General features: G+C 70.6%; 21 protein-coding genes. 5 read left to right on the plus strand and 16 right to left on the minus strand.

The window, feature by feature from the left end:
- Positions 1-58: 58 nt before the first annotated feature.
- Complete coding sequence (locus tag ACIBKX_RS07185; protein ID WP_363270894.1) at positions 59-1,492, plus strand: amino acid permease; 1,434 nt, start codon at positions 59-61, stop codon at positions 1,490-1,492.
- Between the two features lie 12 nt (positions 1,493-1,504).
- Here ACIBKX_RS07185 and ACIBKX_RS07190 read toward each other — a convergent pair whose 3' ends face one another.
- From ACIBKX_RS07190 to ACIBKX_RS07205, 4 genes are all read right to left on the minus strand, one after another.
- On the minus strand, positions 1,505-3,136 hold the full coding sequence (locus tag ACIBKX_RS07190; RefSeq protein WP_363270895.1) for an extracellular solute-binding protein: 1,632 nt from the start codon (positions 3,134-3,136) through the stop codon (positions 1,505-1,507).
- A 54-nt stretch (positions 3,137-3,190) separates the two neighbouring features.
- On the minus strand, positions 3,191-4,114 hold the full coding sequence (locus ACIBKX_RS07195) for a carbohydrate ABC transporter permease (RefSeq protein WP_363270896.1): 924 nt from the start codon (positions 4,112-4,114) through the stop codon (positions 3,191-3,193).
- The gene (locus tag ACIBKX_RS07200) at positions 4,111-5,109 is read right to left on the minus strand and encodes an ABC transporter permease subunit (protein WP_363270897.1); all 999 of its coding nucleotides are present in this window, start codon (positions 5,107-5,109) and stop codon (positions 4,111-4,113) included. Before ACIBKX_RS07200 ends, ACIBKX_RS07195 begins: the two co-directional genes overlap by 4 nt.
- A gap of 127 nt (positions 5,110-5,236) precedes the next feature.
- A complete protein-coding gene (locus ACIBKX_RS07205) occupies positions 5,237-6,364 on the minus strand; it encodes an ROK family transcriptional regulator (RefSeq protein WP_363270898.1) in 1,128 nt (375 codons plus the stop codon).
- Between the two features lie 164 nt (positions 6,365-6,528).
- Here ACIBKX_RS07205 and ACIBKX_RS07210 point away from each other — a divergent pair, with 164 nt between their 5' ends.
- Positions 6,529-9,435 (plus strand): glycoside hydrolase domain-containing protein, encoded by a 2,907-nt coding sequence (locus ACIBKX_RS07210; protein ID WP_363270899.1) that lies wholly within the window; start codon positions 6,529-6,531, stop codon positions 9,433-9,435.
- 78 nt (positions 9,436-9,513) lie between these two features.
- On the opposite strand, the gene ACIBKX_RS07215 is transcribed toward ACIBKX_RS07210, so the two are convergent.
- Positions 9,514-10,614 carry a CapA family protein gene (locus ACIBKX_RS07215; protein ID WP_363271166.1) on the minus strand — a complete coding sequence of 367 codons (1,101 nt, stop codon included), beginning with the start codon at positions 10,612-10,614 and terminating at the stop codon, positions 9,514-9,516.
- A 423-nt stretch (positions 10,615-11,037) separates the two neighbouring features.
- On the opposite strand from ACIBKX_RS07215, the gene ACIBKX_RS07220 reads away from it, so the two are divergent.
- The gene (locus tag ACIBKX_RS07220; RefSeq protein ID WP_363270900.1) at positions 11,038-11,550 is read left to right on the plus strand and encodes a hypothetical protein; all 513 of its coding nucleotides are present in this window, start codon (positions 11,038-11,040) and stop codon (positions 11,548-11,550) included.
- Positions 11,551-11,636: 86 nt separating this feature from the next.
- Complete coding sequence (locus ACIBKX_RS07225; RefSeq protein ID WP_363270901.1) at positions 11,637-12,290, plus strand: zf-HC2 domain-containing protein; 654 nt, start codon at positions 11,637-11,639, stop codon at positions 12,288-12,290.
- Positions 12,291-12,318: 28 nt separating this feature from the next.
- Here ACIBKX_RS07225 and ACIBKX_RS07230 read toward each other — a convergent pair whose 3' ends face one another.
- The 3 genes from ACIBKX_RS07230 to ACIBKX_RS07240 are packed head-to-tail and all read right to left on the minus strand — an operon-like array spanning position 12,319 to position 16,486.
- The gene (locus tag ACIBKX_RS07230) at positions 12,319-13,179 is read right to left on the minus strand and encodes a DNA-formamidopyrimidine glycosylase family protein (protein WP_363270902.1); all 861 of its coding nucleotides are present in this window, start codon (positions 13,177-13,179) and stop codon (positions 12,319-12,321) included.
- A 4-nt stretch (positions 13,180-13,183) separates the two neighbouring features.
- Complete coding sequence (locus tag ACIBKX_RS07235) at positions 13,184-15,289, minus strand: SpoIIE family protein phosphatase (RefSeq protein ID WP_363270903.1); 2,106 nt, start codon at positions 15,287-15,289, stop codon at positions 13,184-13,186.
- Between the two features lie 42 nt (positions 15,290-15,331).
- Positions 15,332-16,486: a DUF6777 domain-containing protein gene (locus tag ACIBKX_RS07240; RefSeq protein ID WP_363270904.1), complete on the minus strand. Its 1,155-nt coding sequence runs from the start codon at positions 16,484-16,486 to the stop codon at positions 15,332-15,334.
- Between the two features lie 179 nt (positions 16,487-16,665).
- Here ACIBKX_RS07240 and ACIBKX_RS07245 point away from each other — a divergent pair, with 179 nt between their 5' ends.
- Positions 16,666-18,093, plus strand: coding sequence for a lipase maturation factor family protein (locus ACIBKX_RS07245; protein WP_363270905.1), 1,428 nt, complete (start codon positions 16,666-16,668; stop codon positions 18,091-18,093).
- Here the strand turns inward: ACIBKX_RS07245 and ACIBKX_RS07250 are convergent.
- Genes ACIBKX_RS07250 through ACIBKX_RS07285 form a run of 8 tightly spaced genes read right to left on the minus strand, consistent with a single transcriptional unit; the run spans position 18,081 to position 26,242 of the window.
- Positions 18,081-18,950 (minus strand): amidohydrolase family protein, encoded by an 870-nt coding sequence (locus tag ACIBKX_RS07250; RefSeq protein ID WP_363270906.1) that lies wholly within the window; start codon positions 18,948-18,950, stop codon positions 18,081-18,083. The two genes, ACIBKX_RS07245 and ACIBKX_RS07250, sit on opposite strands and share 13 nt — an antisense overlap.
- Before the next feature lie 30 nt (positions 18,951-18,980).
- A complete protein-coding gene (locus ACIBKX_RS07255; protein WP_363270907.1) occupies positions 18,981-19,292 on the minus strand; it encodes an L-rhamnose mutarotase in 312 nt (103 codons plus the stop codon).
- The gene (locus ACIBKX_RS07260) at positions 19,289-20,329 is read right to left on the minus strand and encodes an aldo/keto reductase (RefSeq protein ID WP_363270908.1); all 1,041 of its coding nucleotides are present in this window, start codon (positions 20,327-20,329) and stop codon (positions 19,289-19,291) included. The genes ACIBKX_RS07255 and ACIBKX_RS07260 overlap by 4 nt, the downstream gene beginning before the upstream one ends.
- The gene (locus ACIBKX_RS07265) at positions 20,326-21,081 is read right to left on the minus strand and encodes an SDR family oxidoreductase (RefSeq protein ID WP_363270909.1); all 756 of its coding nucleotides are present in this window, start codon (positions 21,079-21,081) and stop codon (positions 20,326-20,328) included. Before ACIBKX_RS07265 ends, ACIBKX_RS07260 begins: the two co-directional genes overlap by 4 nt.
- Positions 21,078-22,430: an L-fuconate dehydratase gene (locus ACIBKX_RS07270; protein WP_363270910.1), complete on the minus strand. Its 1,353-nt coding sequence runs from the start codon at positions 22,428-22,430 to the stop codon at positions 21,078-21,080. Before ACIBKX_RS07270 ends, ACIBKX_RS07265 begins: the two co-directional genes overlap by 4 nt.
- A gap of 53 nt (positions 22,431-22,483) precedes the next feature.
- A complete protein-coding gene (locus ACIBKX_RS07275; RefSeq protein WP_363270911.1) occupies positions 22,484-23,524 on the minus strand; it encodes an ABC transporter permease in 1,041 nt (346 codons plus the stop codon).
- Complete coding sequence (locus tag ACIBKX_RS07280) at positions 23,517-25,148, minus strand: sugar ABC transporter ATP-binding protein (protein WP_363270912.1); 1,632 nt, start codon at positions 25,146-25,148, stop codon at positions 23,517-23,519. The genes ACIBKX_RS07275 and ACIBKX_RS07280 overlap by 8 nt, the downstream gene beginning before the upstream one ends.
- Positions 25,149-25,156: 8 nt before the next feature.
- Positions 25,157-26,242 (minus strand): sugar ABC transporter substrate-binding protein, encoded by a 1,086-nt coding sequence (locus tag ACIBKX_RS07285; protein ID WP_363270913.1) that lies wholly within the window; start codon positions 26,240-26,242, stop codon positions 25,157-25,159.
- Positions 26,243-26,383 lie beyond the last annotated feature (141 nt).

The following is a 26,383-nucleotide window of genomic DNA, read 5'->3' on the forward strand; positions in this document are numbered from 1 at the left end:
GCCTGGGCCATCATGATCCGCCGTCAGCCCATGGCCGTCGGCGAAGAGGGTGGAGCTCATGGCGGGACTCCGGATGGGGCAGGGCGTACTGCGCCGCAAGCCCATCGAACACATCGAAGATTCCGAGGCGGGGGCGGGCGGCGGGCTCGCCCGGACGCTCGGTCTGTGGCAGCTCACCGCGATCGGCGTCGGCGGCATCATCGGCGCGGGGATCTTCACCCTCGCCGGGACCGTCGCCAACGGCACGGCAGGACCCGCGGTCCTCGTCTCGTTCCTCATCGCCGGTGTCGCGAGCGCGGCCGCGGCGTTCTCGTACGCCGAGTTCGCGGGCCTCATCCCGAAGGCCGGATCGGCGTACACCTACGGCTATGTGGTGCTCGGCGAGCTGGCCGGCTGGTTCATCGGCTGGGACCTGCTCCTGGAGTACACGGCGATCGTGGCGGTGGTCGCGATCGGCATCTCCGGGTACTTCAACTTCCTGCTGCGCGACATGGGCGCCGAACTGCCCAACTGGATGCTGGGCGCGCCCGGCACGGGCGACGGGCACAAGGTCGACCTGTTCGCGGCGGTGCTGTGCCTGCTGATCGCGTATCTGCTGACCCTCGGCATCAAGAACGCCGCGCGGTTCGAGATGGTCGTCGTCGTCCTGAAGGTCATCGTCGTGCTCGTGGTGATCGCGGTCGGCTTCTTCCACATCAACACCGGGAACTACTCGCCGTTCTTCCCCTTCGGGGTCAGCGGCGCGTTCACGGGTGCGGCGACGGTCTTCTTCGCCGTCTTCGGGTACGACGCCATGAGTACGGCCGCCGAAGAGTCGAAGGACGCCCAGCGCCACATGCCGAAGGCGATCCTCTACTCGCTCGCCATCTCGATGGTCCTGTACGTCCTCGCCTGTCTCGTCCTCACCGGCATGCAGAGCTACACGGACATCGACCCGGAGAGCGGGTTCTCCACCGCCTTCAAGTCGGTGGGGCTCGGCGGACTCGCCGATGTCATCGCCGTCGGCGCGATCATCGGCATCCTCACCGTGATGTTCACCTTCATGCTCGGCGTGACCCGCGTCTGGTTCAGCATGTCGCGGGACGGGCTGCTGCCGAAGTGGTTCGCCAAGACCCACAAGACGCGGCATGTGCCGACGCGCGTGACCTGGATCGTCGGGGTCGCGTCGGCCGCCATCGCCGGGTTCCTGCCGATCGGCGAGGCGGCCGAGCTGACCAACATCGGCATCCTGCTCGCCTTCGTGGTGGTCTGTGTCGCGGTGATCGTGCTGCGCTACAAGCAGCCCGATCTGCCGCGCACCTTCCGCTGCCCGGGCATGCCGTTCGTGCCGGCCATCGGGGTCGTCTTCTCCATCTGGCTGATCACGTTCCTGCAGTGGCAGACCTGGGTGCGGTTCGCCGTGTGGTTCGCGGTCGGCCTCCTGGTGTACTTCGGCTACTCGTACCGGAAGTCGGAGCTCGCCAAGACCGACGTACAGGACAAGACGCCCTAGCCACCCGGCGGGTCAGGCGCTCTTCTCGATCGACTTGGCGAACTCCTTCGCCATCTGGTCCAGGCCCTTGTTCTTCCACTCCGACCAGAACGGCTTCCACTCGCTGAGCTTCTTGCGTCCGCTGACGATGTCGTTGACGAGGTCCCCCGCCTCGGTCTGCATGCGGCCGTAGTGCTGGGTGTACGCGTCGGAGTAGTGGCCGACCACCGGGTTCTGGACGGCGGTCGCAAGGAGCTTCTTCTCGGCGGCGTACACGTCCTTGACGTCCTGGGCGCGCTCGTCGCCGGGGAAGCTCGACGCGATGATCGAGAAGGGTGAGGTCGTCGACGTCTGGAGTCCGCTGAAGAGGCCCTCGACCTGCTGCTTGCCCTGCTTGGTGCGGGCGGGGAAGCCGTTCTTGTCGTAGGTGAAGTCCTCGCCCTCGGTGCCGTATTCGAGGAACTCGCGCTCCTTGCTGCCGAACGGCGCCGCCAGGTAGTTCAGGACGTCGAGCAGCATGCGCACCCGCTTCTCGTCGCCCTTCTTGACGGCGGTGTAGCCGATGGTGCCCAGGTGGTAGTGGTGGTTGGGCTTCTGGCCGCCCGCGGCGAAGGGGATCAGGATCTCGGCGGCAAGGGCGGGGTCCTGGACACGGGTGTCCTTGCGGGCGTTGAAGGGGTTCGCGAAGACGCAGGCGCCGATCGAGCCCTGCGCCATCTTGGTGTACGCGTCGGCCATCTTGGGGTTGCCCGGGTAGAAGACCCCGGCCTTCTTCAGCTTCAGGACGAAGTTGAGGGCTTCCAGGTACTCGTCGGTGTCCTGGAACCAGGTGAGCGAACCGTCCTTGTTCTGCCGCCACTTGTTCGGGGCGCCGAAGCACTGGCTCATCACGCTGGCGGTGTTGACGTAGATCGGCTCAAGGGCCCAGACCTTGCCGCCGGTGACCTCCTTGCACTTGGCGAGGAACTCCTCGGGGCTGCTCGCCTGGATGCCGTCCGCCTTCGCCCAGACCTTGGGATTGCCGCCGAAGACCTGGCCGAACGCGGGGTACGGGACGGGCGCGCCCCAGATCTTGCCGTTCACCACGGCCGTCTTCCAGTGCGCGGGCGTCATCGCGGCGAGGTTCGGATACCTCTTCACCGCGTCGCCCGAGACGTACTCGGTGATGTCGGCGCACTTGGCCTCGAGGAGTTCGGCGATGTGCTGGATGCCCTGGTTGGGCGGTATCCACAGCAGGTCGGGCAGGTCGCCGCCCGCGACGACCGCGGAGAACTTCTCCTCGTAGCCGGGGTCGGTGCCCAGGATCGCGGTCAGGTCGACGCCGAGTTCCTTGTCCAGCTTCTTCCAGTAGGCGTTGGAGTCCTTGGGGGTCGGCGGCTGCGTCCAGATCTCCGTGAGCATCGTGATCTTCGAGCCGTCGCCCGGGGTCTTCGCGACGCTCTGCACCAGGTCCTTGGGGTACGAGAGGAACCCCGCCGAGAGCCCCTTCGCGTTCGGCGCCAGGTCGGGACTGATCCCGGCGAAGGGAACGTACGAAGGCAGCTTCACCTTCGACGATGCCGCCTCGCCCGTCCTCTTCGTCGAGGAGCCGCAGCCCGTCAGCGAGGTGGCGGCCGCTCCCGCGGCGACGGCGGTGGAGAGGCTGAGGAAGGTGCGTCGGGACATGCCTGTCATGGGAATCTCCGCGAAGGTGTCAGGGTCTGGAAGGGGGCGGGGGGGTCAGCCCTTGATGGCGCCGGTGAGCACGCCCTTGGTGAAGTACTTCTGCAGGAACGGGAAGAGCAGCAGGATCGGGATGAGCGCGATCATGACGACGGCCATGGAGATCGACTGCTGGGGCGGCATGTTCGTGACGCCCAACTGGTCGCCGCTGATGGACTTGCCCTGCACGACGTAGGTGCGCAGGACCAGCTGGATGGGCCACTTCCCCGAGTCGTTGAGGTAGAGCATCGCGTTGAAGAAGGCGTTCCAGTACGTCACCGCGTAGAAGAGGCCGACGACGGCGACGACGCCCTTGGAGAGCGGGAGCACGATGCGGGTCAGGATCCGCCAGTCGCCCGCGCCGTCGATCCGCGCCGCCTGGTAGAGCTCCTCGGGGATGTTCATGAAGAACGCCCGCAGGACGACCAGATTGAAGGCGTTGATCATGACGGGGAGGATCAACGACCAGTAGGAGTCCAGGAGTCCGAGCTCCTTGACCACCACGTACATCGGGACCATGCCGGGCACGAAGAGCAGTGTGAACAGGACCATCAGCAGGATCGGCTTGCTGCCGGGGACACCGCGCTTGCTGAGGGCGTAGGCGAGGGCGATCGTCGTCAGGAGCGAGAGGGCCGTGCCGACCAGCGTGATCAGGACGCTGACGACGACGGCACGGGAGACGATGCCGCCGGAGAGGATCGTGCGGTAGGCGTCCAGGGTCGGGTCCGTGGGGAAGAGGACGAAGCCGCCGGACTCGGTGATCTCGGCGCGGGACGCCAGGCTGGTGGAGAGGACCGTGACGAAGGGCAGGATCATCACGGCGCAGAGGACGGTGATGACGACGGCCTTGGCGGTCGAGCCGATCTTCGTCGGCGGCTCTTCCCAGGCGGGCCGCTCCTCGCGGGCCGCGCGGGTGCGCAGGGGGGATCCGAAGCTGCTCATTTGCTGTACACCCCGTGCTCTCCGAAGGCGTGGGCGACCTTGTTGGCGCCGTAGATCATCAGGGCTCCGACGACGCCCTTGACCAGGCCGGCGGCGGCGCCGACGCCCCAGTCGCCGTAGACGACGCCGTGGTAGTAGATGTACGTGTCGAGGACTTCCGAGGCGCGTGCGCCGACCGCGTCGCGCTGGAGCAGGAACTGCTCGAAGCCGACGGACAGCACGTCACCGAGGCGAAGCACGAGCAGCATGATCGTGACGCCGCGCACGGCGGGCAGGGTCACGTGCCACATGCGGCGCCAGCGTCCGGCGCCGTCGACGGCCGCCGACTCGTAGAGCGACTGGTCGACGCTGGCGAGCGCCGCCAGGTAAATGATCATTCCCCAGCCGATGTCCTTCCAGATCACCTGTCCGGTGATCAGCAAGGGGAAGGTGCCCGGGTCGGTCATCACGTCGAGGGCCGACATGCCGTGGTCGCGCAGATAGTTGCTCAACAGGCCCGCGCCGCCGAGGACTTGCTGGAAGAGCGCGACGACCAGGACCCAGGAGATGAAGTGCGGCAGATAGACGACGCTCTGCACGAACTTCTTGATCCGCGGGCTGACCAGGCTGTTGATCAGCAGGGCGAGGGCCAGCGGGGCGGGGAAGAAGAAGATCAGCTGGAGCGCGGCGAAGGCCAGGGTGTTCCGTACGGCCTCCCAGAACGCGGGGTCGGCGAAGAGCTCCTGGAAGTTGGCGAGGCCGACCAGCGGGCTGTCCTTGAAGCCGATGAAGGGCTGGTAGTCCTGGAAGGCGACGACGTTGCCGAGCATCGGGACGTAGAAGAAGACCAGGAAGAAGAGCAGGCCCGGGGCCATCAGGGCGAGCATCACCCAGTTGTTCCGCAATCGGACGCGCAGCGGGGCGGGCCGGTGGCGCGGCGGGCCCTGCTGTTTCGCGGCCGACGCGGGTGGTGGCGACGCGGCCTTGGTCCTGCGCAGCGTTCCTTGGGATGTCACACGTACTCCCTGGCCTGGCGGCACGACGGAATAGGTAAGTCGGCATCCGGCCAATTAAGAAGCCAAGTTGCCGAATGAGAGCCACATCATCGAAGCGTGACCCCCGCCCGTCAACCACCTGTCGGTCCTAGAGAGTTGGACTTTTCCGCGGGGCGTGCTCGATGTGTTCCAGTGCGAGGCGAGCTGCCCCGATTGCGGTCGATTCCTCGCCGAGTACGGATGTTTGCACCGTCGGCGCGTAGGGGCAGCGCTCGGCGAGCCGCTCCGCGAACGGCTCGCTGAGCAGGGCGCCCGCGCGGGAGATGCCGCCGCCGAGGACGACGGACTGCGGGTCGAGTACGGCGACATGGCGAGCCAGGCTGTCGGCGAGCCCCTCGGCGAACGCGCGCAGGGTGTAGCGGGCTCCGCCGTCGCCCGCCGCCGCGGCGGTCACCACGGCGCGGGCCGCGTTCTCCCTGGTGGGCCGGTCCGCGCCGTCATGGCCCGCGAACCAGTCGAGCAGCCGCTGGTAGCAGTGGGCCCAGCCGTCCCCCGCGACCATCTCGCCCGCCGCTCCGTGGTGTCCCCGGTGCAGTTCGCCGCGGAGCCAGAGGCCGATGCCGAGCCGGTTGCCGACGTACAGGTACACGCAGTCACCGGCCCCGACGGACACTCCCCCGGTGCACTCGGCGAGCGTGGCGAGCTGGATGTCGTTGCCCACGACGACGGGGCCGTGGGTGGCGTCGGCGAGTTCGCGGGTCAGGTCGCGGCCCGTCCAGTCCGGCAGCGAGTCGCTCTCCACGACCCGTCCGGCCGCGTCGACCATGCCGCTGGTGCCGACGCCGGTGGCCAGCGGGCGGACGTCCGCCGCGGCCGGCTGGGCGAGACAGCCCGCGATCGCCTCGCGGACGGCGTCCAGACGCCGGGGGCCCGGCAGTTCGGGCGTGACGGCGACGCGCTGGGTGGCCACGGTGCGGCCGAGCAGGTCGGCGGCGTGCACCAGGATCTTGTGCGCGCCGATGTCCACGCCGAGCACGTGGGCGGCCTCGGCCCGGAAGCGGAACCGGCGGGCGGGCCTGCCCACACTGCCGCTGCCGGGCGTCAGCTCCACGAGGCGGCCCTCGCGCAGGAGCTGCGCCGTGAGGTCCTGGGCCGTGGGCCGGGACACGCCGATGAGCGCGGCGAGTTCGGGCACGGTGATCTCGTCCCGCTCGCGCAGCACACGCAGGGCGGCGGCCGTGTTGAGGCGGCGCAGCAGCGATGGGTCGCCGCTCATGGGTTCCCCCTTCGTGGGCCCACCCGACGGGGCTCTCTTGGACTCACCCGGCTGGGCTTCCCGATTCAAGGCGTCCCCCTTGACATCGCGATCGGTTGATCTCCAGTGTGACCCGGAGCGATTGAGAAACTTACCTAATAAACAGCGCCCTTGGGGGAGCACAGATGGGTGAGACCGGTCATCCGGAGCTGGCATGCGGCATCGGCTCCTGGGACAGCGACATGTACGGCAACCACCGGCTACTCGTGCGCGCCGACGCCACCGACAGCGCGGCGCCCGCCGTCGCGGCACGGCTTCCGTGGCGGCGTCAGGACCCGGAGCCCGCGTCCGTCGACGTGATCGTCGTGGGCCCGTCCGGGGAGCGGGTGCGCAACACGGTGACCGTGGAGGTGACGGACGAGACGGGACGGATCGCCTTCGAGCCGGTGGACGGCCCCGGCACCTACGCCGTGCACTATCTCCCGTACGCGCACACCGGGAAGCCCTACTACCCGCAGGCCGACTACCGCAGGCCGACCAGGACCGCCGACCCCGGCTGGGTGCACCGCTGCGGGCTGCACGAGGCGGCGGGGTGGGAGAAGCTGCCGCGTGCGGAGGCCTTCGCGTACGAGGCGGCGAGCGCGGTCGACTCGTTCGCGCCGCTGGGCTTCGCGGCGACGGCGGAGGAACGCGAGCGGCTCCAACGCACGTACGCCGCCGAGGAGTTCCTCCTCTTCGGCGAGGACAGAGTCCATCCGCTCGGCCGCTACCGGCGGCTGCCCGCCCGCTGGGCACGGTCGGTCCCCTTCGCGCCGCACACGGCCACGGCCGACCGCGGCGAGTTCCGCCCGCTCCAGGTGGGGCTGTACGCCTTGGCTGACCTGACGGACGTCCGCGCCGAGGTGCGGGGGCTGCCCTTCGCCGTGCGGTGCCTCAGCACGGGCGGCACCGACGCGCGGGGCCGCGCCTTCGAGCGGCGGGTGGATGTCGGTGCGGGGCGGGCGGACGCGCTCTGGTTCGGAGTCGAGGTCCCGGAGGATGCCCGACCCGGCCTGTACGAGGGCGAGATCGCCGTCCGGGCGTCCGGCGCCCCGGAGCGGGTCCTGCCGTTGCGCCTCACGATCGGCGCGGACGCCGTCGCCGACGGGGGTGCCGGGGAGCCGTGGCGGCTCGCGCGGCTCGGCTGGCTGGACTCGGCGTACGCGCAGGACGACGAGGTGGTGGCGCCGTTCACGCCCGTCGAGAGCGACGGGCGGCGCCTCTCGATCCTGGGCCGCACGGTTGACCTGGGCACGGATGGTCTCCCCCGTCGCATCCTCTCCACCTTCACTCCGGCCGGCACGCGCACCGACGGGCCAGCCCGTGAGCTGCTCGCCGCGCCGATCACGCTGGACGTGGGCCGGCCGCTGGACTTCGGTCCGCTCACCCTGGACCGGCCGGGACCGGCACGGGCGAGCTGGTCGACGCGTGCCACGGGGCAGGACGTCATCCTCTCCGTGCAGGGCGAGTTGGAGGCGGACGGCTTCCTCGTCGTACGGGCCGTCGTGCAGGCCACCGCCGACACCGGGCTCGACGTGACGCTCGACGTGCCGGTCCGCGAGGAGGTCGCGAGGTATGCGATGGGGCTCGGCATGACCGGTCGCATGTGCCCGTCGTCGTACGACTGGAACTGGGACACCCCCACCCGCAACCAGGACGCGTTCTGGCTCGGCGACCCGGCGGCCGGGCTTCAGCTGAGTCTGCGCGACGAGCGGTACGCGCGGCCGCTGAACACCAACTACTACCGGGAGAAGCCGCTGCGCACGCCGCGTTCCTGGGCGGGCGACGACGGGGCGGGCGGGGTACGGCTGCGGACCGCCGAGGGGGTCCGGCGGCTCAGCGCCTTCAGCGGGCCGCTGGCGCTGCGTGCGGGCGAGAGCCGGTGCTTCGAGTTCCGGCTGCTGCTGACGCCGTTCAAGCCGCTGGAGCCGGGGCGTCAGCTGGCCGAGCGCTACTACCACGCGTACGCGTCGCCCGCGGAGATCGCCGAGTACGGCGCCAACGTCGCCAATCTGCATCATGCGACGCCGCCCAATCCGTACATCAACGATCCGCTGCTCGGTGCGGCGGCGCTGCGTTCGTACACCGAGGAGGCGCATCGGCTCGGGATACGGGTCAAGGTGTACGACACGGTGCGTGAACTGACGCGGCACACACCGGAGTTGCCGGTGCTCGCCGGGTTCGGGGACGAGATCTTCGCGGCGGGGCCCGGTGGTGGGCACGCGTGGCTGCGGGAGCATCTCGGGGAGGGATACGTGCCGGGGTGGGTGGCGCCGGACGTCGGGGACGTCGCGGTGGTCACGTCCGGGGAGTCGCGGTGGCACAACTCCTATGTGCGCGGGATCGAGCGGCTGCGGCGGGTCGTGGGGGTGGACGGGCTCTATCTCGACGATGTGGCGTACGACCGGGGGACGATGAAGCGGGTGCGCAAGGCGTTGGCTTCCTCCGGTTCCGGGGAGCGGGCGCCGCTGGTCGATCTGCACTCCTGCAATCAGTACCGCGAGGCGGACGGGTTCGCGTCGAGCGCGAATCTGTACGCGGAGCTGTTGCCGTACGTGGATCGGCTGTGGCTGGGTGAGCTGTTCGACTACGAGGGGGGTCTTGGGGCTGATCCCGCGTACTGGCTCGTGGAGATCTCCGGGGTGCCGTTCGGGTTGCTGGGCGAGATGCTGGAGGGCGGCGGGAATCCCTGGCGGGGGCTGGTCTTCGGGATGACCGGGCGGGCGCCGATGGTGGATGTGCGGGGATTGTGGCGGGCCTTCGACCTGCTGCGGCTGCCGGAGGCGGAGATGACGGGGTGGTGGGCGTCGCCGTCGGTCTCGACCGGGCGGGAGGACGTGCTCGCGACGACGTGGCAGGGGCCGGGGGGTCTTGTGGCGGCGGTGGCCTCGTGGGCGCCCGGGCCGGTGGACGTCGTGCTGACCACTAGCGGCGGGGAGGCCGTGGCTGCGTACGCCCCCGAGGTGGAGGGGTTCCAGCCGGAGCGGGGCTTCGCGGCGGGCGAGGGGATTCGGGTGGAGCCGGGGCGGGGGTGGCTGCTTCGGCTCGGGTAGCGGGCAGTTGCAGTAGCCGCCGGCACCGGCTCCGCCGAGTTCGTCCGCAAACGCCGGACGGGCTGATGGGCGGGTGGGCTACCGGCCCATCACCAACCCCTGCTTCCCAGCCCCGCGGCTCAGCGTCACCCTTCGGATGCGGTCCCGGATGTCGCCGACGTCCGCGCCCCGCGCCAGCGCCGCGTTCAGGTTCACCACCCGGCCCGTGTCCGTGTTGAACCACTGCGGGAGGAACTCCGCCTTCGTGACCTGCCAGCGGCCCCCCGCAGTCGCCGGCGGGGCGAAGGTGAAGCGGCCCAGCGTCCCCTGGTTGCCCCGGGGATCGTTCGCTCCGGCATGGTTGATCATGTCCCCGGCGATCTGGTCACCCATGCCATAGATGATCCAGGTCCCGTTCACCTTCTCGTACGCCTGCGGCACATGAGCGTGCGTACCGAGGATGAGGTCGATGTCGGGGCGGCCCCCCGTCCGGGACGACGTCAGCTGACGCCCGAGGCTCAGCTGGCGGCGGTCCGGCGCGTCCTGCCACTCCGTGCCCCAGTGCAGGGAGACCACGACGACGTCCGCGCCCGCCTTCCGCGCCGCCCGCGCGTCGGCGACGATCCGCTCGCGCTGCATCAGGTTCACCGTCCACGGCTTGCCCTTCGGCAGCGGATAGCCGTTCGTGCCGTACGTGTACGCGAGCTGGGCCACCTTCGCCCCGCCCGCCCGCAGCCACGCCGGTGACCGCCCCTCGGCGGCCGTCCGGCCCGAGCCCGCGTGTTTGACGCCCGCCTTGTCGAGCGCGGCAAGCGTCCGCCGCACGCCCGCCGCCCCGTCGTCCAGGGTGTGGTTGGAGGCGGTGGAGCAGGAGTCGTACCCCGTCGTCTTGAGGGCACGGGCGATCTGCGGCGGGGACTTGAAGCTGGGGTAGCCGGTGTAGTCGCCGTTCGCGCCGTACACCGTCTCCATGTGACAGATCGCCAGATCCGCCTTGGAGACCACCGGCCGTACGCCCGAGAGCATCGGCGCGAAGTCGTAGCCGTTGCCGCCCGCGTCGGCGTTGGCCCTGCGGATGATCGAGGAGTGCGGGAGCACGTCCCCGGAGGCGATGAGGGTGAAGGCCCGTGGCGCGCCCGCGGCGCCGCCCGCGGCCGAGGGCGCCGGCGCCGGGCCGCCCCGGTGACCGTCACCCCGCATTTCGCCCTGCGGATTCGGTTGGTGCGGGCGCGCGTCGCGTTCCGTATTCGCCGTGCACGCGGCCGTCCCGGCGAGAGTGGCTCCGATCATTGCGGCCGCCAGAACGGCTCTTCCCTGCGGTGTGCGCTGTGTCATCGACCAGGCTCCGTGAATGGGGGATATTCGGCGAAACGAATCCACATTCGGGCACAATGCCGAGTCAAGCAGCAATGCCTCCATAGTCCCTGAAACGGACTCAAAACCTTCGGCCATGTGACACGAAGAACAGAGCCCCGCCGACCTGCGACGAAACCGGGGCCCGGGTCAAGGTTCCGCAAAGCGCCTTGCTCAGCACCCCTGTTGGGTAATCGGCTGTCCTCATCCGTGCTCCGGATTGGGGGCCAGAGGCCGGCGACAGGCACGGGCAGAGGAAGGCGAGACGGGATGCTGCACGAGAATCGAGGAAACGCCGAGGACCCCGGCGGCGAACTGACCGTACCGATGGCCTGGTTGTACGCGGAGTACATCGCGGACGAATTGCTGCGGACCGGCGATTTGATGCCGCCGACATCATTCGAATACCGAGCAGGGCGTGATGCTCTGGCCCTGACTATTTTCCTCTCCGACACGAATGGCGAGCTTTCGGGCATCCGTGTCGTGTCCCAGTTGGAGACCTGGCTGTCCCTGACTGCTTATGACCAGCCGTGGCAGGACTGGGTCGCCGAGCGGATGGCCCTCCTCGCGGCGGACGCGGCCGCTTCCGGCTCCCCCGCACCCGATCTGGAGCTGGCCGACCAGGCCTGGCAGTGGCTGGAGGAGACGGAGCTGCTCGCACCCGACCTGGACGCCGTGCCGGGCGGCGGCTCTCCGGGGAGCGAGGACGACGGGCCCAAGGTGTGGACGGCGGCGTGGCGGCTCGGCCTGCCCCTCGGCCATCTGGCGATCCATCTGTTCTGACCGTCACCTTTTGAGTGATTCGGCGGTCCGCTGCGTACGGGAGGGGGCACGAAGCATCCCCACCCCCACGGAACGCAAGGAACGCCATGAGGTCCCTGGAGCGGCATCGCGACGCCGGCGCCTACGCGCTCGGCGTCCTCGACGCGGCGGACACCTTCCGCTTCGACGATCACCTCATGGACTGCCCGGCCTGTCGTGATCTGGTCACTCAACTGGCGCCCACAGCACGGCAGTTGGAGCTGTACGTACGTGCGACACCGGCGCGCGTCGAGCCGCTCGCCGAGCCCGGCCCCGGCCTCCTCGACCGGCTGCTCGGCGAGGTCGGGCTGCGGCGCGGAGCCGTCCGCAAGCGGTGGCTGTGCGCGGTCGCCGCGAGCGTCGTGCTCGCCGTGGCGGGGCCCGCGACGGCGTACCTCACCGCACAGGGTTCCGGCCCGGAAACCATCACGGCGCGGGACGGCCGCAGCGGCGTCTCGGCGACGCTCACCACGCAGGACCGCACCTGGGGCACGGACATCGGGCTCCGGATCCACGACGAGCGGGGCGCCCGCGTCTGCGAACTCGTCGCCGTCGGCACCGACGGCTCGGAGCAGCCGGTGACGACGTGGAAGGCGCCCGTCGGCACGCCGTCGGACGAGCTGTCGACTCAGGGGACCGCCGCACTCCCCCGCGAGGACATCGACCGGTACGAGGTACGCACCACGGCGGGGCAGCACCTCCTGACCCTGGACCGCCGCTGAACGCGGCTGCTTCACAAGCCGGGGACCGCTACTTCAGCAGCCGCGACATCCGCCGGTCCGCGAGCGGCTTCCCGTCCGTCTGGCACGTGGGGCAGTACTGCAGCGAGGAGTCGCTGAACGAGACCTCCCTGATGGTGTCGCCGCAGACGGGGCACGGCTCACCGGTACGGCCGTGCACCCGCAGGCCGCTCTTCTTCTCCGCCTTGAGGCGGCCCGCAGCCACCCCGTGCGAGCGTTCCACCGCCTCGCTCAGCGTGGTCCGCAGCGCCACATACAACCCATGGGTCTCCTCCTTGGCCAGGCTCGACGTGAGCTTGAACGGGGACATGCGGGCCGCGTGCAGGATCTCGTCGCTGTACGCGTTCCCGATGCCCGCGATCAGCGTCTGATCGCGCAACGCCCCCTTGATCTGCCGCCGTTCGTCGGCCAGGAGCGCCGCGAAACGGTCCTCGTCGAAGTCGGCGGCGAGCGGATCGGGGCCGAGACGGGCGATGCCGGCGATCCCTGCCGGGTCCTCGGTCACGTACACGGCGAGACGCTTCTGTGTGCCGGCCTCGGTCAGGTCGAAGCCCTCGCCGGTCTCCAGCGCGACCCGCAGCGCCAGCGGGCCCTTGCCGGGGCGCGGCACGCCGTCGGGCAGCCGGTCCTTCCAGTGCAGCCAGCCCGCGCGGGCGAGGTGGGTGACCAGGTGCAGTCCGTCCGCGTCGACGTCGAGGAACTTTCCGTGCCGCGCCACGGCCGTGACGGGGCGGCCCTCCAGGGCGGTGAGCGGAGGGTCGTACGTCTTCAGGACGCTGATCGCGACGGGCAGCACCCGGACGATCTCGTGGCCGACGAGCTGCTCGGTGAGGAAGGCGCGCAACGCGTCGACCTCAGGGAGTTCCGGCATCCGATCACTCCTGACCCTGGTCCGGCGGCGCCTGTCCCGGCGGCCCCTGCGCGTCGCGCGCGGGCACGATGAACTCGCACCAGACGCACTTGCCCGTCCCTCGCGAGTCCACGCCCCATACGTCCGCGAGCATGTCCACCAGGAGCAGCCCGCGCCCCGAGACCCCCGACTCCCCCGCCTCCCTGCGGCGCGGCAGCGCGCTTGAGGAGTCCTCGACCTCGACGCGCAGCCGCCGGTCGGAACCGCTGAGGACGCGCAGCGTCACGATCGCCGCGCCGTCGGTGTGCATCAGGGCGTTGGTGATGACCTCGTCGGCGACCAGCTCGATCTCGTCGGCCCGGTCGCGGGAGCCCCACGCCCGGACGGCGGCCCGGATCATGTGCCGGGCCTCGGCGAGCGCCTCCGGGTCGCCGGGGCCGACGTGCTGCTGGAGCCGGCCGCCGGAGCGCGGCGCGTCGAGCAGCCTGCGGCGCAGGAGCAGCAGGGCCGCGTCGTCGTCGCCGCCCCGCTCGTCCACGATCCCGCAGAGCCGGTCGGCGAGTTCCTGGAGGTCGCGCGGGCCCGAGCAGGCGAGATCGCCGAGGGCGCGCAGACCGTCGTCGAGGTCGGCGCCGGGTTCCTCGACGAGACCGTCCGTGAAGAGCAACAGGGTCTGCCCCGCGTCGAGTTCGACGGTACTGACCGGGTATTCGAGCTGCCCGAACTCGGCGGAGAGGCCCAGCGGGAGCCCGCCGTCGACCGGCACCCTGCGGCAGCTGCCGTCCATCTGCTGGAGCAGCGGATCGACATGTCCCGCCCGCACCAGCTGGACCACGCCCGTCGACAGGTCGGCCTCCGCGTAGAGGCAGGTGGCGAAGCGCTCGGTGTCCAGCTCGTGCAGGAAGCCGGAGGCGCGGGCCATGACGGTGGCGGGGGTGTGCCCCTCGGTGGCGTACGCGCGCAGGACGATGCGGAGCTGGCCCATGACGGCGGCGGCGTGCGTGTCATGACCTTGTACGTCGCCGATGACGGCCCCGACCCGGCCGCCGGGCAGCGGGATCACGTCGTACCAGTCGCCGCCGATGTCCCGGCCGAGCGCCGCCGAGCGGTAGCGGACCGCGATGTCCGCGCCGGGTACGCCGGGGATGGTGCGCGGCAGCATCGCCTGCTGGAGGCCCTGGGCGAGGTCCTTCTCCTGCTCGTAGAACATGGCGCGCTGCAGGCTCTGCGCGATGCCGCTGCCGAGTGCGACCAGGACGTTGCGTTCCTCCTCGGTGAAGCCGGTCTTGTCCTGGTAGAGCAGGCCGAGCACGCCGATGGGCCGGGCCTGGGCGATCAACGGCAGATAGGCGGCGGCGGTGATGCCCAGCTGGTCGATGTGCGGCCACAGGGCCGGGTAGGAGGCGGCGAACTCGGCGGCTGTCTCGATGAAGCGCGGCGAGAGCGTGCGCACCGCCTCGCTCATCGGGTACTGCTCGTCGATCCGCGTGAACTTGGTGCCCGGCACGAAGCTGCCCGTCGGCCCCTCGGCGATGAGCCGGATCCGCCCGGCCTCCACCAGGCCCATGACGAGGTTCGACGCGCCCAGGTGGGCCAGACCGTGGGTGTCCTTCAGTACGTCGATGACGTCCCGCACGGTACGGGCGTGCGCGAGGGCCGCCGTGGTGCCCTGCACGATGCTCGTGCGGCGGCGCCTGTCCTCCTCCTCGTCGGCGCGCTCGCGGCGTGCGGTGCTGTCGCCCAGCTCCTGGGTGGCGTCGCGGATGATGCCTACGATGCGGCGCGGGCGGCCCGTGGCGTCCCGCTTGATGTAGCCCTGGGTGTGCGTCCAGCGCAGTCCGCCGGTGCGCAGCCGGATGCGGAAGTAGATGCCGTAGGTGCGGCTGCCGTCCTTGAGGGCGTGCGAGACGTACGCGTCCAGGCGGTGCGCCTCGACGGGCGGGACGCGCACCGCGAGGCTCGCCGGCTGCCCGTCGTACTCGTCGGCCCGCAGGTCGAAGACCTCGAGCCCCGCGGCGTCCAGATGCATCAGGCCGCTGTCGAGGTCCCAGTCGAAGCAGCCTGTGCGGTTGAGCGCCAGGATCGGCCGCGGGTCCGCTGGCCAGCCGTCCGGCAGTGACGTGGGCGTCATGACACTTCATGATTCTTCGCTGTCGGGCCCGGGCGCGCACGCTCAGCTCTCGAAGCCGCCGGGATCGCTGGTCAGGGGCGTGTCGGGCGCGGAGTCCTGCTGCGGGGGCGGCAGGGTGTCGCCCTCCGGCGTGCCGGGCTCCTCCGGGGAGAGGGTCGGCGGCGAGGGGGTGGGGCAGCCGGGCGGGATCGGGGCCGTGTCCTCGGTGAGGGACGGGTCCTGCGTGTCCGAGCCGGTGGGCGGGGTGAGCGTCGGGCAGTCCGGCGATGTGGTGCCCGGATCGGCGGGCGGCTCGCTGGACTCCGAGTCGCTCGGCGTGGGGGGCGAGGTGCTCGGCGTCGGAGTGCTCGGCGTCGGAGTACTGGGGGTCGGGGTGCTCGGCGTCGGGGTGCTGGGTGTGGGCGTCGGGTCCGGCGGGGGCACCCGGTGGTCGTGGTGGCCCTTGTGGTCACCGGTGCGCCGCTCGATCCAGGTGTTGTTGACGATGTTCACGATGGTGATGTTCGTGATGATCTTCGGCGCCGGGGTCACGACGATCACCTGCGTCGGCCGGTAGCCCGACCACTGCTGCCCCTGGTGGCGGGGCGTGCCCTGGAGCGCGACCGGCGGCTTCAGCGGGTTCCCGCAGGCGCACCGCACCCGAGGCAGCCCCCGGTTGTCCACGAGGACGGCGGTGCCCGTCTGCAGCACGGACTGGAAACTGGTGGCCTGACCACTGCGGTAGCCGTGGTTCGTGACGCGGGTGTCGGCCCGCAGCACGACGGGGGTCAGTCCGCGCAGGAAGCCGGGGATGCCGGCCTGGGGGATGCCCGAGGCCTGGGCGAAGGCGCGGGCCTTGCCCTGGTCGGCGGTGAGGAAGCGGACCTGCGCGTCGACGTCGCAGCTGCCCACGGAGTGGGTGCCGCCGTACAGGCCCGGTGTACTGCCCACGTAGGAGCGCGCGCCCTGGTGGGCCGTCGGCGAGGACGTTCCGCTCGGTGCCGGTTGCGGCGAACGGGTGACGGGCGAGGGGGTCGCCGCGGCGGTGGCGGTGGAGTCGGTGAAGGGGTCGGGGCCCTGGGCCGCGGCGGGCTGCATGAACAGCTCGGGGCCGCCGCCGTCGGCGCTCTTGTCGCCCCCGCCGGAGCAGCCCGCTACGGCGAGGGCCACGGATATCGCGAAGGCCGTCGCATGGGTCCGATGGGTCCTGGTGGGCATGCGCACCCTGGGCTCCCGCCTGTCGTCGGGCACTTTGTCCCCATTCTTTTAGGCAGCCACGTCCGGCCCGCAAGTCGTCGCTGCCGGGCGGGCCGAGTCTTCACTGCCGGGCTGGCCGAGTCGTCGCTGCCGGGCGGGCCGAGGGGTGGGCGGGGCCGTTTCGGGCGCAAGATGGCCTTGTGGAGTGGTTCACGGCAGATCAGTACTGGCTAGGCCGTCTCGTCTTCCAGCGGGCGCTGGCCGCCGTCTACCTCGTCGCCTTCCTCGGCGCGGCGCTGCAGTTCCGCGCGCTCATCGGGGAGCGCGGCATGCTGCCGGTGCCCCGGTACGTGGAGCGGGTGCCGTTCCGCCGTGCGCCGAGCCTCTTCCAGCTGCACTACTCGGACCGCTTCTTCGCCGTCGTCTGCTGGACGGGCTGCGCGTTCGCTGCGGCGCTGCTCGCGGGCGCCGACGGGCTGCTTCCGCTGTGGGGCGGCATGCTCCTGTGGGTCGTGCCCTGGGCGCTGTATCTGTCGATCGTGAACGTGGGCCAGACCTGGTACGGCTTCGGCTGGGAGTCCCTGCTCCTGGAGGTGGGCTTCCTCGCCGTCTTCCTGGGCAACGACGAGACGGCGCCGCCCGTGCTCCTGCTCTTCCTGCTCCGCTGGGTGCTGTTCCGCGTCGAGTTCGGGGCCGGGCTGATCAAGATGCGCGGGGACGCCTGCTGGCGCAAGCTCACCTGCCTGTACTTCCATCACGAGACGCAGCCGATGCCGGGCCCGCTGAGCTGGTTCTTCCACCATCTGCCGAAGCCGCTGCACCGGATGGAGGCCGCCGCGAACCACTTCACCCAACTCGTCGTCCCCGTCCTCCTGTTCACCCCGCAGCCGATCGCGACGGCCGCGGCCTGCCTGATGATCGCGACCCAGCTGTGGCTGGTCCTCTCGGGGAACTTCTGCTGGCTGAACTGGCTGACGATCATCCTCGCCGTCTCGGTCGTGGACTTCGGCGGCACGGGCACACCGGCGGATCCGCCGGGCGCTCCGCTCTGGTACGAGGTGGTCGTCATCGGCGTCACCGCCCTGCTGCTCGGCCTGAGTTACCGCCCGGCCCGCAACCTTCTCTCGCGGCGGCAGATCATGAACTACTCCTTCGATCCGCTCCATCTCGTCAACGCCTACGGCGCGTTCGGCAGCGTGAGCCGCGTGCGCATGGAGGTCGCCGTCGAGGGCACGGCAGATGTGACGCCGCGTCATGACTCGACGTGGCTCGAGTACGACTTCAAGGGCAAGCCCGGTGATGTGCGGCGCTGGCCGCGGCAGTTCGCCCCCTACCATCTCCGGCTCGACTGGATGATGTGGTTCGCGGCGCTCTCCCCCGCCTACGCCCGCCCGTGGTTCGGCCCGCTGGTGGAGCGGCTCCTGGACGGCGACCGGGACACGCTGCGGCTGCTGCGCCGCTCGCCGTTCCCGCCGGACGCGCCGCCCGCGTACATCCGCGCGCGGCTCTTCCGCTACCGGTACACGACCTGGCGTGAGCTGCGCGCGACGGGCGCCTGCTGGGAGCGGACGTATGTGCGGGAGTTCCTGCCGCCGACACGGGTCGACTCGACGGGTCAGAGGCGGTAGACGCGGCGGGCGGTCCCCGCGAACACGTCCTTCAGCTCACTTTCGTCGAGGCAATGGGTCAACTTCCTTGCTGTGTCGGTGACTTCGGCGTACGACGCGGCAAGGGTGCAGACCGGCCAGTCGGAGCCGAACATCAGCCGCTCGGGACCGAAGGCCTCCAGAACGGTGTCGGCGTACGGGCGGAGATCGTCGGCCGTCCAGTTCTCCGGGTCCGCCTCGGTGACCAGGCCCGAGAGCTTGCAGACCGTGTTGGGGAGCGCGGCGAGCGCGCGGACGGCGGCCGACCACGGTTCGAGGGCCCCGGAGGCGATCGGCGGCTTGCCCAAGTGATCGAGCACGAAGGTGAGTTCGGGGTGCTGACGGGCTGCCGCGACGCAGGCCGGGAGCTGGTGGGGCAGCACCACGAGGTCGTAGGCCAGGCCTGCGTCGGCGACCGCGCGCAGGCCGCTCCCCACGTCGGGGCGCAGCAGCCATTCCGGGTCCGGCTCGCCCTGCACCTGGTGCCGGATGCCCACCAGGTGCCGGCCGCCGGGGAGCCGGCGCAGCCGGGCGAGCTCTTCGGCGGCGTCGGGCCGGGTGAGGTCGGTCCAGCCGACGACACCCGCGACGAGTTCGCTCCCGGCGGCCAGGGCGAGGAACTCGGGCGTCTCCTCGGCGACCGTGACCGTCTGCACGAGGACGGTCGACGCGACCCCGGCGGCGTACGCATCGGGAGCGAGGTCGGCCAGGGAGAAGTTCCGCCGGATCGGGGCCAGTGCCTCACCGGTGATCCACTCCTGGTCGCGTACGGAGAGGTCCCACACGTGGTGGTGGGCGTCGATCGTCCAGGGCGCGTCCGTCCGCATCTCAGTTCCCATCCGCCGTCACAGCTCCCCCTGCGTCCCCCATCACAGCTCCCATGCGACGGGCAGTCCCGCTTCCGCGCCGTCGGCCGAGTAGTCGTGGACGACGTCAAGCAGCTCCGTCATCCGGGCCTGCCAGGCGATGTTGACCGGCAGCTTCTCCAGCTCGGCGAGCATACGGGCGTAGTCCTCGCACTCCAGGACGTGGAAGAGATCGGTGCCGCTGCGCCAGATCGTCCAGGAGGACGCGCCCGCGGCCTTGATCGCGGCGACCAGCTCGGCGGGCACCTCGCGGTGGGCGGCGTCGTACTCGGCGACGCGGTCGGCGCGCACCTTGGTGTGCAGGGCGATTCTCATGGGCGGTCCTCTCCGGGTTCTTCTCGGCGGTCCTCTCGGGTGCTCTCTCCGGGTACGGGCGCGTCGGCGGGCAGCAGCCCCTCCCCGATGACGTCGTACCAGAAGCCCACCGGCACCTTCGCCGCGAACTGCTCGGCGGTGTCCCGGACTTCGGCCGACGAGCGGGTGCCGACCAGGACGCCGGCCACCGCCGGGTGCGCCAGCGGGAAGGCGAGGGCGGCGGCGCGCAGGGTGGTGCCGTGCCGTTCGGCTGTCGACTGCAAGCGGCGGGCCCGGTCCAGCAGGGCGGCGGGCGCCGCGGTGTAGTCGTAGGTCGCGCCGGGCCTGGGGTCGGCGAGCAGACCGGAGTTGAAGACGCCGCCCATCACCACCGCCGTACCGCGCGCCTGCGCCGCCGGGAGCAGGTCGGCCAGGGCGCTCTGGTCCAGGAGCGTGTAGCGCCCCGCGCACAGCACGGCGTCGACGTCCGTGTCCCGGACGAACCGCGTGAGCATCGCCGTCTGGTTCATGCCCGCGCCGATCGCGCCGACGACTCCTTCGGCGCGCAGCCGCTCCAGGGCCGGATAGCCCTCGCGGAAGGCCTGTTCGGCGTGGTCGTCGGGGTCGTGGAGGTAGACGACGTCGACCCGGTCGAGGCCGAGCCGTTCCAGGCTCTCTTCGAGGGACCTGCGCACGCCGTCCGCGCTGAAGTCCCAGACGCGGCGGTGGGTCGCGGGCACGGCGAAGCCCTGGCCGAGGTCGTCGCCGACGGCCCCTTCGACCGGCACGAGGAGCCGTCCCACTTTGGTGGAGATGGTGTACGACTCCCTGGGGCGGGCCCGCAGTGCCGCGCCGAGCCTGCGTTCCGACAGGCCGATGCCGTAGTGCGGCGCGGTGTCGAAGCAGCGGATGCCCGCGTCCCAGGCGGCGTCGACCGCCGCTGCCGCCGCCTCGTCCGTGACCGGGGTGTAGAGGTTGCCGAGTCCGGCGGCGCCGAAGGACAGCTCGGTCACCTCGACGCCGCCGGGTCCGAGGGTGCGGCGCGCTATACCGCTCACCGGCTCGCCGGGCGCAGCCGCAGGCCCTGCATGCCGCCGTCGACGGCGAGGGCGGTGCCGGTGGTGGCGCCGGAGAGCGGGCTGGCCAAGTAGGCGACGGCGCCCGCGACTTCGTCCGCGCTGACCAGGCGGCCGGTGGGCTGGCGGGCCTGGAGCGCGGTCCGCTCGGCGGCCGGGTCCGGAGCGGCGTCGAGCAGCCGGCCGATCCACGGGGTGTCCACGGTGCCGGGGTTGACGCAGTTGACGCGCACCCCTTCGCGTACGTGGTCGGCGGCCATCGCGAGGGTCAGGGAGAGCACCGCGCCCTTGGACGCCGAGTAGAGGGCCCGCTGCGGCAGGCCCGCCGTGGCGGCGATGGAGCAGGTGTTGACGATCGCCGCGCGGCCGGAGTCCCGCAGGTGCGGCAGCGCGGCGCGGGTGGTGCGGACGATCCCGAGGACGTTCACGTCGAGCACCTGGTGCCACTGGTCGTCGTCGTTGTCCTCGACCGTCCCCTGGGCGCCGATCCCGGCGTTGTTGACGAGTACGTCGAGTCCGCCGAGGTCGGCCACCGCGGCGGCGACAGCCTCGCGTACCGACTCGTCGTCCGAGACGTCCGCGCGGTACCCGGTGAGCGGCTTCTCCACGCCGCTCGGGTCGAGGTCGAGCACGGCGACCCGGGCGCCGCGCGCGGCGAGCAGCTCGGCGGTGGCCCGTCCGATGCCGGAGGCTCCCCCGGTGACCAGGGCCTTCAGCCCCTCGAAGTCGGTCATGCCGCCGCTCCTTTCCGCTGAAGCTTCTGCTGGGCGAGGTCGGCGGCCCAGAAGGCGCCGTCCGGATAGGTGAACTCGGCGAGCGACTCGGGACGCATCGTGGCCGAGAAGCCCGGCGCACTGGGCGCCGTGTAGTGGCCGGCGCGCAGCACGACCGGGTCGACGAAGTGTTCGTGGAGATGGTCGACGTACTCGATGACACGGTTCTCGGTGGTCCCGGCGAGCGCCACGTAGTCGAACATCGAGAGGTGCTGGACGAGTTCGCACAGGCCGACGCCGCCCGCGTGCGGGCAGACGGGCACGCCGAACTTGGCGGCGAGCAGCAGGATCGCGAGGTTCTCGTTGACGCCGCCGACGCGGGCCGCGTCGATCTGGAGCACGTCGATGGCGCCGGCCTGGAGGAGCTGCTTGAAGACGATGCGGTTCTGCACGTGCTCGCCGGTGGCGACCTTGACCGGGGCGACGGCCTCGCGGATCGCGGCATGTCCGAGCACGTCGTCGGGGCTGGTGGGCTCCTCGACCCAGTACGGGTCGAACTCGGCGAGCGCCCTGGTCCACTCGACGGCCTCGTCGACGTTCCACCGCTGGTTGGCGTCGATCGCCATGCGGATGCCGGGCCCGATCGCCGCGCGGGCGGTGCGGCAGCGGCGTACGTCGTCGGTGAGGTCCGCGCCGACCTTCAGCTTGATCTGGGTGAAGCCGTCGGCGACGGCCTGGCGGGCGAGCCGGGTGAGCTTCTCGTCGCTGTAGCCGAGCCAGCCCGGCGACGTCGTATAGCCGGGAAAGCCGCGCTCGCGCAGCAGGACCTCCCGCTCCCCGGCCCCGTGCCGCCCCAACTGGAGTATCTCCAGGGCCTCCTGGGGGGTGATGGCGTCGGCGATGTAGCGGAAGTCGACCTGCGAGACCAGCCACTGCGGGTCGGCGTCGGCGAGGAACCGCCACAGCGGCTTGTGCGCGCGCTTGGCCGCCAGGTCCCAGAGCGCGTTCACGACGGCCCCGATGGCCATGTGCATCACGCCCTTCTCGGGGCCGAGCCAGCGCAGTTGGCTGTCCCCGATCAGATCGCGGTTCAACGTCCCCGGATCGGCGCAGAGTTCCTCGACAGAGCGGCCGAGCACATGGTGGCGCAGCGAGCGGATCGCGGCGACCTGGACGTCGTTGCCGCGCCCGATGGTGAAGGTGAAGCCGTGGCCCTCCAGGCCGTCGTCCGCGTCGGTGCGGAGCACCACATAGGCGGCGGAGTAGTCGGGGTCCGGGTTCATCGCGTCGGATCCGTCGAGCTCCCGTGAGGTCGGGAACCGTACGTCGAAGGTGTCAACCGCGGTGATGCGGGCGGAAGTCGGGGACACAGGAGGCCTTTCCGGAAAGGGGCAAGGAGGCGGCACAACCAGCACGGGCCGGGTCAGTCCTGTGCGCGCCCGGTCGTGACGCGCGCGATCATCAGGGCGACCAGGATGATTCCGCCGTAGATGGCCTGGATCCAGAAGGACGGCACCTGGGCGAGGGTGAGCAGGTTCTGGACGACGCCGAGCAGCAGTACGCCGGTGAGGGCGCCGAACATGGTGCCCTTGCCGCCGTCGAGGCTGATGCCGCCGATGACCGCGGCCGCGAACACCGTGAAGATCATGTTCTGGCCCTGGTTGGCGTTGATCGCGCCGACGTAGCCGGTCTGCATGAGTCCGCCGACGGCGGCGAGGCAGCCGGCGACGACGAACACGCCGAGCATGACGCGCTCGACCCGGATTCCGGCGGCGCGCGCCGCCTCCGGGTTGCCGCCGATCGCGTACAGGGCACGCCCCACGCGGTGGTACTTGAGGACGAAGCCGGCGACGCCGAAGGCGAGCGCGGCGAGCCAGACGGAGAGCGGGATGGTCAGGAAGGTGGAGGTGGCGAGGGTGTAGAAGGCGTCGGGCATCCCGAAGAGGGTCTTGCCCTTCGTCGCGCCGACGAGCAGTCCGCGCAGCACGATCAGCATGGCGAGGGTGACGATGAACGCGTTGAGCTTCAGCTTCACCACGAGGACGCCGTTGAAGGCGCCGATGATTCCGCCGACGAGCAGGATCGCGAGGAGCGCCACGCCGGCCGGCATCTCGGTGCCGAAGCCTGCCTGCGCGGCGGGCAGCACGAGCAGCGCGCCGACGGCGGGCGCGATGCCGACGACCGATTCGAGGGACAGGTCGAACTTGCCGGTGATGAGGACGAGCGATTCGGCGAGCACGACCATCGCCAGGGCGGCGGAGGCGCCGAGGATGGAGACGAGGTTCCGCTCGGTGAGGAACGAGTCGTTCACCAGGGTGCCGAGGAGCATGAGCAGCAGGAGTGCTGGGACCAGGGCAAGTTCCCTTGCTCGGCGCAACAGCATCGAGCGCGCCTGGGCTCGGGCGTTGTCGGTCTTCGCCGTCAGGTCCGGTGCCGTCGCGGCCGGGGCCTTGAGGTCAGCCACTGTGGTCTCCTTGTTCTTTGGCCGCGGGCCGGTGGGGGCTTGTCGCGCTCGCGCGGCGGAGCCGCATATGTGACGGTCCCGCGCCCCTGTCGGGGCCCGGTTGCCCCACCCCCTCTATCGAGGCGATCAGGTCGTGGTCGTTGAAGCCCGCCTCGTGCTCCGCGACCACCCGGCCGTGGAAGAGGACAAGCACCCGGTCGCAGCGGCGCAGGTCGTCCAGCTCGTCGGAGACGACCAGCACGGCCGTGCCGTCCTCGCGTGCGTTGTCCATCCGGGCGAGCAGGGACTCCTTGGACTTCACGTCCACGCCCGCGGTGGGGTTGATGAGGACGAGCAGTCTCGGGTCGGAGGCGAGCGCGCGGGCCATCACGACCTTCTGCGCGTTGCCGCCCGACAGGTCGGACACCGGCTGGTCGGGACCCTCGGCGTGGATGTCGAGGCGGTCGATCAGCTCATCGGCGAATGCGCGTTTGCGCTCGGTGCCGACGAATCCGTACTTCCCGAGCCGGTCGAGGACGCTCATGGTGGCGTTGTCGCCGATCGTCATGCCGAAGACGAGGCCCTGGTCGTGCCGGTCGCGCGGCACGCAGCCGACTCCGGCGCGCAGGGTCGCGGTGACATCGCCGAACGGCAGCAGCATGCCGTCGAGTCGGGCAGTGCCTCCGGTCGGCGTGTGCAGCCCCGCGATGGTCTCCGCGAGGTTGATCTTGCCGCTGCCGCTCGATCCGGCGAGGCCGACGACCTCGCCCCCGCGGACGGTCAGGTCGATGTCCGCGTACGACTCGCTGGTGAGGCCCTTGACGTCGAGCAGCACCGGGGCGTCGGCCGGGACGCCGGTCCGTGCGACCTGCTCCTCGGCGGCGGCCTGTTCCGTCAGTGCCTCGCCCGCCATGGCCTCGACGAGGGCGGCGCGCGGCAGTTCGGCGACGGGCGCGGTGGTGATCCAGCGGGCGTCGCGCAGGACCGTGACGGTCTGGCACACCTCGTACACCTCCTGGAGGTGGTGCGAGATGAAGAGGAAGGTGACGCCGGAATCCTGGAGGGCCCGCATGCGGGTGAAGAGCCGCTCGATCTCGCGGTTGTCGAGCTGCGCGGTCGGCTCGTCGAGGACGATGAACCGTGCCCCGAAGCTCAACGCCCGTGCAATCTCCACCATTTGGCGGTCCTCGACCTTGAGGTCGGCGGTACGCGCGTCGGGGTCGACGCGCACGTCCCAGGTGTCGAGGACGTCCACGGCCTCGGCCCGCAGCCTGCGCCAGCTGATGAAGCCGCCGCGGCCTTCGGGCTGCCGGTTGATGAAGAGGTTCTCGGCAACGGTCAGTTCGGGCACGACCGTCGGCTTCTGGTAGACGCAGGCCACCTTGCGGCGCCAGGCGTCTCGGTCGGTGAGCGGCGGCGCGGGCTCCCCGTCGAAGCGGACGGTGCCCGCGTCGGGGGCCTGGAGTCCGGTGAGGATGGTGACGAGGGTGGACTTGCCCGCGCCGTTGCGGCCGACGAGGGCGTGGGACTCACCGGGCAGGACGGTCAGCCGGCCGTCCTGCAGCGCGACGGTGGGTCCGTACCGCTTGGTGACGCCGGCCGCCTCGACGAGCGCCGTCGGACCGGCGGTGGGGGGCTTGCTCATCGGCATACTCATTTGACCGTGTTGCCCCAGAGCTTGGAGTCGTCGACGTTCTCCTTCGTGACCAGGGGCGCGGGCAGCTGGTCCTCGAGGATGCCGCTGGGCAGCTTGACGATCTCGGAGTCGTGGTCGGTCGGGCCGGGCTTGAACTTCTTTCCGTTCATCGCGGCCTTGATGTAGTACATGCCGTACTTGGCGTAGGCGTCGGCGGGCTGCGAGACGGTCGCGTCGATCTGGCCCTTGCGGATGGCGTCGAACTCCTGCGGGATGCCGTCGTTCGAGACGACGGTGATGTGCCCCTTCTCGCCCGTCTTCTTGAGCATCTTCTTGGACTTGAGGGTCTGCAGGGTGGGTGCGAGATAGACGCCGCCCGCCTGCATGTAGATGCCCTTGATGTCGGGGTTGGAGTTCAGCAGCGTGTCCAGCTTGGAGGCGGCCGTGTCAGACTCCCACTTGGCGGGGATCTCCAGGACCTTGAGCTTGGGGTAGTTCTTCTTCACGCAGGTGCGGAAGGCCTCGGAGCGCTCGCGGCCGTTGACCGAGGCGAGGTCTCCCATGATCTGGATGACCTTGCCGCTCTTGACCTGCTTGCCGAGGTATTCGCAGGCCTTCTCGCCGTACGCGACGTTGTTGGCCCGCACCACCATGGCGACCTTGCCCTTCTCGGGGGCGACGTCGACGGCGACCACGGGCACGCCCTTGCGCTCGGCCTGGTCGAGACCGGCGGAGATGGCCGCGCTGTCGAGCGGCGCGACGACGAGCCCCTTGACCCCCTGGTTGAGCTGGTTGTTGATGTCGGTGATCTGCTGCGAGGGGTCACTGTTGGAGTTGACGGTCTTCATCGCGTCGACGTCCTCGGACTCCGCCATCTTCGGTACGTAGTCGTTGTACGACTGCCAGAACGGCGAGGTCAGCAGGGGCAGGATCACCCCGACCTTGCCCTCTCCCCCGCCGCCACCGCCGCCACCGGACGCGGTGTCCTTCGTGCTGCCGCACGCCGTGAGCACGAGGGATGCGCAGGCGGCCGCAGCGGCGATCCGCACCGCCCGCGAACTCCCGGCCCCGGTGGGCCTGTTGCGAATAATCCTGCCGGCCATCTGACGGCTCCTCATCGAGCGTGGGCGACTGTTGGGCGAATATTTATCAGACCACTTGGCGCTCACAACACCCCTTGGCGTCAACTTTCCCCGGTTTCAGGCCGTAGTGGTCAGACCACATCTCTGGTTAGACTGCGGCGC

The sequence above is a fragment of the Streptomyces sp. NPDC050658 genome (assembly GCF_044457025.1).
Taxonomy (GTDB): domain Bacteria; phylum Actinomycetota; class Actinomycetes; order Streptomycetales; family Streptomycetaceae; genus Streptomyces.